At 38.9% G+C, this 9711-nt stretch carries 9 protein-coding genes and 1 tRNA gene; 2 read left to right on the top strand and 8 right to left on the bottom strand.

The window, feature by feature from the left end; genetic code table 11:
- The 3 genes from B4237_RS03620 to B4237_RS03610 all read right to left on the bottom strand — a co-directional run.
- On the bottom strand, positions 1–544 hold a 544-nt coding region (locus B4237_RS03620), incomplete at its 3' end, for a YegJ family protein (RefSeq protein WP_286941433.1).
- A gap of 58 nt (positions 545–602) precedes the next feature.
- Positions 603–1490 (bottom strand): DMT family transporter, encoded by an 888-nt coding sequence (locus tag B4237_RS03615; protein WP_286941431.1) that lies wholly within the window; start codon positions 1488–1490, stop codon positions 603–605.
- A 113-nt stretch (positions 1491–1603) separates the two neighbouring features.
- On the bottom strand, positions 1604–2380 hold the full coding sequence (locus B4237_RS03610) for an AraC family transcriptional regulator (protein WP_061525580.1): 777 nt from the start codon (positions 2378–2380) through the stop codon (positions 1604–1606).
- 117 nt (positions 2381–2497) lie between these two features.
- Here B4237_RS03610 and B4237_RS03605 point away from each other — a divergent pair, with 117 nt between their 5' ends.
- Positions 2498–3412 carry a DMT family transporter gene (locus B4237_RS03605; protein WP_278595306.1) on the top strand — a complete coding sequence of 305 codons (915 nt, stop codon included), beginning with the start codon at positions 2498–2500 and terminating at the stop codon, positions 3410–3412.
- Positions 3413–3457: 45 nt separating this feature from the next.
- Here B4237_RS03605 and B4237_RS03600 read toward each other — a convergent pair whose 3' ends face one another.
- The 5 genes from B4237_RS03600 to rnr form a co-directional block, all read right to left on the bottom strand.
- The gene (locus B4237_RS03600) at positions 3458–3913 is read right to left on the bottom strand and encodes a hypothetical protein (protein WP_278595311.1); all 456 of its coding nucleotides are present in this window, start codon (positions 3911–3913) and stop codon (positions 3458–3460) included.
- 14 nt (positions 3914–3927) lie between these two features.
- Positions 3928–4134 (bottom strand): YheV family putative metal-binding protein, encoded by a 207-nt coding sequence (locus B4237_RS03595; protein ID WP_004775846.1) that lies wholly within the window; start codon positions 4132–4134, stop codon positions 3928–3930.
- Positions 4135–4172: 38 nt separating this feature from the next.
- Positions 4173–6212, bottom strand: coding sequence for a M3 family metallopeptidase (locus B4237_RS03590; protein WP_278595307.1), 2040 nt, complete (start codon positions 6210–6212; stop codon positions 4173–4175).
- A gap of 148 nt (positions 6213–6360) precedes the next feature.
- Complete coding sequence (locus B4237_RS03585; protein WP_278595308.1) at positions 6361–6828, bottom strand: hypothetical protein; 468 nt, start codon at positions 6826–6828, stop codon at positions 6361–6363.
- A 58-nt stretch (positions 6829–6886) separates the two neighbouring features.
- On the bottom strand, positions 6887–9325 hold the full coding sequence (gene rnr, locus B4237_RS03580; RefSeq protein WP_278595309.1) for a ribonuclease R: 2439 nt from the start codon (positions 9323–9325) through the stop codon (positions 6887–6889).
- 261 nt (positions 9326–9586) lie between these two features.
- Between rnr and B4237_RS03575 the strand changes: the two genes are divergently transcribed.
- Positions 9587–9676: transfer RNA gene (locus B4237_RS03575), tRNA-Ser, on the top strand.
- Positions 9677–9711 lie beyond the last annotated feature (35 nt).

The following is a 9711-nucleotide window of genomic DNA, read 5'->3' as shown; positions in this document are numbered from 1 at the left end:
TTAAAAAACTATCTAACATCTTTTCGCACATGGGATGTTCAATTAAGTTTTCTGGGTGTTCCTCTTGATCATAGACGAATAAGATATTGTTGGGATCACCAAAATTTATTCCCCAAGACGCATCATATTCTTTTCGCTCAGAATCATTTAATTGTTTACGATATTCTTGAATCGTAAAGCCACCATAAACTTGATCTTGAGTTAAAAACATCCAGTCGACGATCACCTCAAATGGTTGCTCTATAATTTCACCAGCTTGTACATTGTCGATATAGTTTGGTTGATTCATTAACTGACCAGAGATCGTAGTTCCATCAAAATCAATTTGGCTTATCCACATATATTCAATTAGTGGTGAATCAGATGAGTTGCTGTGTTCTTGGATAAATGCACATTTAACATAAGCAAGATCAAAAGCAGGAATTATTCTGCGATATTCCCAAGAAAGCTCTCGCCAAAAGTATTTAAAAGTTTCTTGAGCTTTATTGAAGGCTGAAATCATTTCATGAGATTCGTTTGAAAAAATGGTATTTCTTATATTCATGAGTTTGAATTTTCCTAATTTGTATTGTTGCAAGTTTATTCAAAAGAATGGCGTATTGTTAAAGTTTAAAACGCCATTTCTTATCTCTTTGTGTAAGTGGGCTGCATAATAAAATTGCCAACAAAATAATGCAAAAACCAATAATGCTATATAGGTCAGGGACTTCACTCCATAGTAAAAATCCCCAAATCCCTGCGAAAATAATTGCCATATAATTGACTGGTGCAATCTGTCCAGCCGGTGCTAGCCGGTATGCATGAGACATGAAAATCTGACTCACATTTGCAAGTACGCCTGCTGCAATCAGGAAAAATAATTCATGTAAATGATATGGACGCCATACCCAAAACATGGGAATGACTGAGATCAGCGAGCCGATAAGACAGAAGTAAAAAACAATGCGTTCGGGTGGTTCTGTTTTGGTCAGTGCTCGTACCGTAACGAAAGCCATTGATGCAAATAAACTCGATGCGATTCCAATCATCGAAATCCAGTTCAATAATCCTTGATCAGGTTTGGCCACACAAAAAACACCGATAAAGCCTAAGCCTGCTGCACATAACATCCCCATTGTAATTTTTTCTTTTAGGAATAACCATGCGATTAGTGGAATGAAGATGGGGGATGAGTAGGTAAAGACCATAGCATTGGAAAGCTTTAGATGTGCAATTGCATAGAAAAAGCCATACATTGCTGCTAAGCCAATGAGACTTCGCCATGTATGCATCCAGAGTTTTTCCGTTTTTACAAAATGAATTCCTTGTTTGAAAATAAATGGTAGAAAAAGAACTAATCCAACTAAATTGCGGAAAAATACAATCGTGTAATTATCGACACTTTGTGAAGCATATCGAATGCAAATCCCCATGACTGAGAATAAGAGTGCTGAAATCGTTAGGCAACCAATCGCTAGAAATAAATTACGATTAGTTTGTATAAGCGTCATATGCTTTGAGGAGATTTGGATAATGCGTTCATTTTAAGCTGCTCAGTCATTGAAAGAAATCTCATTTAGCCCTTATAAGATGAAATAATTATTTATCAATGTTTTCACATTGTTTATTGAGTCGTAGGAAACTGACAAGCATAGCCACTTGGTGTCATGCCTGTTTCTCGTTTAAACATAGCACTAAATGCACTTGGACTATCATAACCAAGCTCTAAGGCGACATTCAAAATGGGTTTATTCATTGCTAGATCTATCATCGCTTGCATTAATTTGGCTTGTCGAACCCAATGGGAAAAATGCAAACCCGTTTCTTTTTGGAAATGTCGAGCAAGAGTCTTACTGCTCATATGTAAGTAGTTCGCCGTATCTTCCAAATTCCAATTGATACTGAGATTCGCTTTGATTTCTTGGCATAATAATTTCAGCTTTTGACTTTGTGGTTCAGGTAAGTTAAACGCGAGTGTTGGTAGTAGTTCAATTTCATCCAATATCATTTCAAGCAATCTTTGATTTCTACTATTTGGCTGTATTGCGGTTTGAATTTCCATGGCGCTGCTCATTAACTCCCGTAGTAAAGCAGGGATCGCGATCACGCGGCATTCGTTGACAAGATTTTCACGGGCACAGGGAGAGATAAATACACCTCGTGCTTTAACGTCGCCACTACTGAATAATGCATGTGGTTTGTTGGCAGGAATCCAAACCCCACGTCCAGGTGGTGTAATCCAGATACCTTCATCTGTTTGAATGCGAATTACGCCTGAAAGCGTATGGATCATTTGGATACGATCATGATGATGCCAATCCTCGACATGACCATGAGGGTAGTTCTCAGAAAATGCGTAGACAGGATAATCTAAAAAACCATGTTGAAAATTCTTTCCCATAGATTGGATATCCAAGATTAGATTGTCTGTTTCTCGAAAGTTATCGTCTTTTTATCGAGAAACTTTAAATAAATAGTTTTTTAGCATGATTGTTACCGTAATGCATAGGTTGAGATCATGTTTCAAAAAGCTTCTTTGTATCCATTATTTGCTATTTTATTTTGGGCGGGCAATGTCGTTGTATCCAAAATGGCAAGTCATAACATTTCACCAGTCGCGATTACTTTTTATCGTTTAGTGTTAGCGCTAGCAGTCATGAGTACTTTTGTACTGATTCCTGTTTGGAAAAATCGACATACGATTAAACTCTATTGGAAGCAATTGGTCTTAGGCGGTTTTCTATCTGTATCATTATTTCAGTTTTTGTCTTATCAGGCTGCCGTGACTACGACAGCGACCAATATGGCGATTGTTACCGCGCTTATTCCATTATTAACAATGATCCTAAGTAGTTTGATCTTAAAAGATAAAATAAGTTATGGCATGTTATTTGGCGGTGCTTTATCTTTTTACGGCATTTTATATTTGCTTAGTCATGGTTCTATTTTAAATATATGGGATCAAGGTGTTCATCTTGGTGATGGTTTAATGCTGGTTGCTGCATTCGGTTATGCTTTGTATGGTGTTTTGCTTAAACATTGGAAAATGCCGATTCCCGCTTGGCAATCGAACTTTGTGCAATCGAGTTTTGCGATTCTATATGTGCTGCCTTTTTTTATCTTTTTACCTGCGGCTGATATGCAACTGAATCAAACTACAATTCCGTTGATTTTGTATGCAAGTATATTTTCCTCGATTTTGCTTTCTTATTTTTGGATTGAAGGGGTAAGACATTTAGGACCGAATCGGAACAGCATTTTTATGAATCTACTTCCATTGTTCACTGCATTGATTGCTGTCGTCTTATTGGGGGAGCATCTACAAGCTTTTCATTACCTAGGCGGTAGTTTAACGTTAATAGGTATTTTAATTGCACAAACGATTCAAAAACCGATTCAGTTCAAAGCTCATTCTAGTCGAGTTGTGGATTAAGAAGTTAATAAAAAAGGCTTTAATATGGATTAAAGCCTTTGATCATTAAGATTTATTCTGCGCCGCAATTTGAGCTTCGAGTAACTTGATTTGCTCTTCTTTTAACTTGAGCAATGTGTCTGCATCCGTATGTTGCTGCTTTAACTCTTGCTGTTGATCTTGCAGCTGGTGATGAATATCATCAAGTTTTGCAATTTCTTCTTTTGCTAACGCATCATTTGAAGGGATTGGGTCTTTAATAATTGACTCTTCAACCAATTGAATTGGTGCAGCGACTTCACTCGCAGCATGCGTCGTTTCTGCTGTTGCGATAGGCGCTTCTGGTTTTGTAGGAACGGTTTTCTCTGCAACAGGTTTTGTTGATGCTGTCGGCGTTACCGCTGTATCTGTATTATTTTGAGATAGGAACCATTGAACAGTAAAGATAAGCACAACAATAATGCTGATCCCACCGATTATCATCCATAATAATTTTGAGTTTTCATTTTGATATGAGGACATCATTTTCTAACCTTCTAGTCAAAATGACGAGGTTTGAATTGTATCACCCCAATTTCATCTGGCTCGGCAGGTTGTTGCTCTTCCACATGGGTCGGGCGTTTTTCACTATAAGCACAGTCGATACATTCAATCCACTCGTCATCCACAGTGATGATCTTAACGACACGATCTAAGGCTCCGCATTTTGGGCATTTAGCACCCGCGATGAACTGTCTTTTCATGTCAGTTAATTACACCCTGTGAACAATATTGACGTAGTTTAAGCGCTTTTATTGGTGTTCGTCCAACCTTGATGACGTAATAATGCATCTATTTTTGGTTCTCTTTTTCGGAAATTGCGAAACGCATCAAGTGCTGTATCTTTTCCGCCAACTGCTAGAATAAACTTTCTAAATTCTTTTCCAGTCTCGGTGTTAAAAATACCTTCACTTTCGAAGCGATCGAAGGCATCACTCGCCAAAACCTCTGCCCATTTGTAAGAGTAATAACCTGCGGCATAGCCACCAGCAAAGATATGACTAAAGCTGTGTTGGAAACGGTTATACGGAACAGTGGGTACAACTGCAAATTTCGCTCGAATGTCATCTAAAGTCGCTTGGATTTGCTCGCTATTTAAAGCTGGCGATTGACGGTGAATAGTGAGGTCAAATAGTGCAAATTCGATTTGACGTAGCGTTTGCATACCTGATTGGAAGAAACGCGCATTTAACAATGCATTTAACAACTCTTGCGGTAGGGTTTGTTTAGTTTCAGTATGCTCACTGAGGACATCTAAACTTTCATTGTCCCATGCCCAAAATTCCATGAACTGACTTGGTAACTCGACTGCATCCCATGCTACGCCGTGTGTTCCAGCCACAGAGATATTGTCCACCTCTGTCAGCATGTGGTGTAAACCATGACCAAATTCATGGAATAGGGTAATGACTTCATCGTGTGTCAGCAGCGCAGGCTGATTGCCAATCGGTGGAGTAAAGTTGCAGACCATGTAGCAAATCGGTTTTTGTAGACCACTCTCAGTTTGTACACGAGAACGAAAACCACTCATCCATGCACCGCCACGTTTGCCATTACGGGCATAAAGGTCGAAGTAGAAACCACCGACCACTTGACCTTGATCTTCAATTTCAAAATAACGGACATCATTTTGCCAAACAGGTACTTGGCGCTCGATAATTTGGATGCCATAGAGACGTTGAACAATTTGGAATAAACCATCCACCACTTTTGGCGCTGGGAAGTATGGTTTCAATGCTTCTTGAGACAGATTGAATTGTTGCTGTTTTAACTTTTCAGAATAGTAGGTTGCATCCCACGGCTTTAATTCTTCAATGCCATCCTGTTGAGCGATTGTTTTTAATTCTGCAATTTCAGCAAGCGCAGGGGTACGTGCATGTTCAGCTAAATCTACAAGGAATTGATTTACTGTTTCAACATCAGGTGCCATCTTGCTGGCAAGAGAATATTCAGCAAAATTATTGAAACCGAGTAGTTGAGCCATTTCTTGACGTAAGCTCAGGATTTCTTCCATCACTGGCGTGTTATCAAACTCGGTTTTATCTGACTGTTCTGATGCGCGGGTGACATAGGCTTTATACAGTTCTTCTCTCAATTCACGATCATCAGCATAGGTCATAATCGCAAAATAAGCAGGGAAATCCAGTGTTGCAACGGCTTGTTCAAGCTCACGTTGTTGCCCGTATTGCTTCAATAATTCAATACTGCTTTGTGGTAGTCCTTTGAGCTGTGCTTCATCTAAAGGTTTAAAGTAGGCTTGGGTTGCATCAAGCACATGATTGGAAAAGTCAGAAGAAAGCTGAGATAAACGTGCTGAGATTTCTGCATAACGTTTTTTTGCTTCACCTTCGAGTGCAACACCTGATAGTTTAAAATCACGCAATGCTAGTTTAATCGCACTTTGTTGCGCTTCGCTTAATGTTTGAAATACATTGCTATCATGAATATGTTGATAGGTTTGATAGAGCGCCGTGTGCTGTCCAAGTTGAGTGTAGTATTCGCTTAGACTTGGTAACAGTGATTGGTAAACTTCACGGGTTTCAGCATTATTCATGACTGCATTTAAGTGCGACAAGATGCCCCATGACTCGCTCATATTGTTTTCAAGTTGATCGACTTGATTCAGTATTTGCAATTGTGCTTCAGCTAGCTGAGGAACTTCTGTAAGCTGATTTAAAAAGTTTTGTCCGTCTTGGATGTTTTGTTCAATTTGTTGTTTTAAGTCGGCGAGTTGGATTTTGTCAAACTGTGGGGTAGGGAGTGTTGCTTGCTGAAGTGTCATTGTATTTTTTGCCATATCATCTTTAAACATAGTTATAGATGTAGGGGTTTGGAGAGGGGAAATCAAGGCTAATAAAATAATTTTGAGTTCTCCATGTGTATCACTCATTTAAATCAGGAAAACGTCTTTTAGTTTCCTCTACTCTTAATTAATTTGAGAGAAAAGAGACCGTAGGATCAAAAGAATAACTATATATTCCTAGAATAGATTTATTGGAATTTTCATAGAATTTACCAAATCCATTATCAATAGTTAGCTCCCATTCGAAATTTTTTTTATATTGCTCGAAAAGATATTTTTGAATTTTTCTCAATTTAACGGGATCTTCTGTTTTAAGAGTATAATTGATTTCATGTAATTTCCCCTTCCACTCGGTTAATTTAATATCAACAAGTTGAGCTTCAAAAAAATAATGTTTTGATTCCTGAATATAGTTCTTATTAGGACTGTATTCTTGCAGGGGGAATTTGGATTGAATGCTTGAAAAGTCTGAAAAAAGAGGCAATATGGGAATATCTATGTGTATTTCTCTAGATGTCGAAGATATTGATTTTTGAGTCTGTGCAAATAACTGAGATGAGTGTAGAAGTAAAAAGAGAATTAAAAATATTTTCATGAGATTGGCTGGTATAAAGTGAATGGCTTTAGGGCGTTAGCCCTAAAGCCATTATAAATTACTCAGTCTTTGCTTTCGCATTCGACTTTTTCTTTTTCACTTTTTTCTTTGCCTTTTCTTTAGTCTCAGGCTTAGCAGACGCTTTTTTAGCAGGTTTCTTAGTATAAGAACTTGGTTTGTTCTTATCTTTTTTCTTACGTACAGGTTTTTCACCATCCTGACTGACTTTCGCTTTCGTAGATGATGGCGCTTTACCAAATACTTCTTCAGTTGTTGATGCGCGGTTTGAGCTAGAAGAATTGGCAGTACGAGGTGCTTTTTGGCGAATCACACGACCTAAATGTGTCAATTGTTGTATCAATTGGAAGTCGATCTTACGCTCTTCCAAATTCACACCTGCTACTTGAATCTTCACCTCATCACCGAGGCTAAATGATTGTCCACGATTCTGACCGATTAAGCTTTGACTCGCTTGATCATAAAGGAAGAAGTCTTCACCGAGCTGGCTGACATGAATCATGCCATCAACATAAAGATCTTTGAGTGTTACAAATAGACCAAACTCAGTCACTGCACTAATAATACCGACAAACTCATCACCTAAATGCTGTTGCATATAGTGACATTTCAACCAAGTTGTCACACTGCGTGAGGCTTCATCAGCACGACGTTCAGTTTGTGAGAAATGCTCACCTGCATCATCTAGAGCAGCACCAGAAAGTGGGTAAACCTTCTTATCGAGATAAGCTTTAATCGCACGATGTAACAATAAATCTGGGTAACGACGAATTGGCGAAGTGAAGTGTGTATATGCTTCATAAGCGAGACCATAATGGCCTGAGTTTTTTGCGCCGTAGTAAGCTTGCATCATTGAACGTAATAACACAGCATGAATACTTGGTGCATCTAAACGATCTTTGGTTGCTTCAATCACCGCTTGGTAATCAGCTTGAGTTGGTTGTTCAGGGAATGGCAAACCTAATAATTTCACAAAATCACGCACTTTTTGAATACGTGAAAATTCAGGGGCTTCATGCACACGATACAGCATTGGAATATCATTTTCTAACGCATATTCAGCAGCAGCAACGTTCGCTAACAACATACATTCTTCAATCAGCTTGTGCGCGTCATTACGCGTGCGCGGCAAGATTTCCTTGATTCCGCCTAACTCATCAAAGGTCATGTAAGTTTCAACGGTTTCAAACTCCATCGCATGACGTTTGGCACGTAGCTCTTTTAAAGTCTGATAAAGTTGAAATAGCGTATTCAATGATTTATGAATAGTTTTATCCGCTGGAATAGCATCAGTCGCACCTTCAAAATATTGACCGACTTGGGTATAAGTCAAACGTGCTTTTGAATGCATGACAGAAGGGTAGAATTCATAACCTGTTACTTTGCCCGCGCGGGAAAGTTTCAAGTCACAGACCATACATAAGCGGTCAACATGAGGATTTAAAGAACATAAGCCATTCGATAATGCTTCAGGCAACATTGGCAAAACGAAGTGCGGGAAATAAACTGATGTACCGCGTTCTTCCGCTTCTTCATTTAAAGGTGAATCTAAACGAACGTAATGACTTACATCTGCAATCGCAACTACCACTCGATAACCGCCGCCAGGACGTTTCTCTGCATAAACAGCATCGTCAAAGTCACGTGCATCTTCGCCATCAATTGTCACTAATGGTAAATCACGTAAATCAACGCGTCCTTTAATATCTTGTTCAGAAGGTTCTTTGAAGCTTTCAGCTTCTTTAATGACTGCTTCAGGAAATTCATAAGGCAGACCAAACTCTAAAATCGTTTGCGGAATAATAATTTCCGTATCTGCTTTATCCGCCATTGATTGAATCACATGGCCTGTTGCCAGCTCTTCACGCGTTGGATAATCGTCAATTGCAACACGCAACATATCGCCAACTTTGGCATTGGCATGTTCAATCAACTCTTTTTCAAGGGTAATCGGCTGATGCTGATTAGGATTGCTTGGTTGAATAAAGTATTCGCCCTGATGTTCAGAGACTTTACCAATGATCTGTTTTACACGTCGTTGTACGACTTCAGTGATAAAACCCCAAGCTTTGCCTTTACGGTCTACTGAAGTCTGACGCACTTTAACGCGATCACCATTAAAGACGAGACGTAACTCGCGTTCAGGTAACAACACATCATTTTGACCTGCAATATTCGCCGTGCCTAAACCTTTACTATTAATATAAACCGTTGCTTCATGACTAGGAGCATCTGTGGCAGGTTGATATTTAAAGCCATCTTTCATGAGCTGGCCATCACGAACCATTGCACTGAGACGGTGATTCAGCGCATCAATACTTTTTTGATCAGGAATATTAAAGTGGTCTACGAGTTCTGCATGAGATTGTGCAGTTTGTAATTGTTCTAATGTAGTTAAAATAAGAGTTCGGCTAGGAATAGGATTATCGTAACGTTCAGCTTCTGCTTTTGCTTCGGGATCAACCCAATTATTAGTCATATCGTTCCAATTCACATTTGGCAGATCACTTTAGCATAAGACATTCAAACTTGGACTGCACGTCAAAGATTGCAAGATTCTATTTATGCACATGATCTAAATAAAAGAAGAGAAGACTATATTATCAAGCGCGACAACAAAAAATGCTGAAAAAAAACAGAAATTGATTAAAAAATATTTGATTGATTTAAAAAAACATAAAAAATAAGGATCATGGCTTGTGTAATGAGCTTTTAGTTTGTATTATTGCGCTCGTGTTACGGTGAGATGGGTGAGTGGCTGAAACCACATCCCTGCTAAGGATGCATACGGGTAACTGTATCGAGGGTTCGAATCCCTCTCTCACCGCCACTTTACTTAAGGCGCTCATAGCTCAGCTGGATAGA

The organism is Acinetobacter sp. UBA6526 (assembly GCF_002434875.1).
Lineage (GTDB): Bacteria > Pseudomonadota > Gammaproteobacteria > Pseudomonadales > Moraxellaceae > Acinetobacter > Acinetobacter venetianus.
This window is presented reverse-complemented; position numbering and strand designations above follow the sequence as displayed.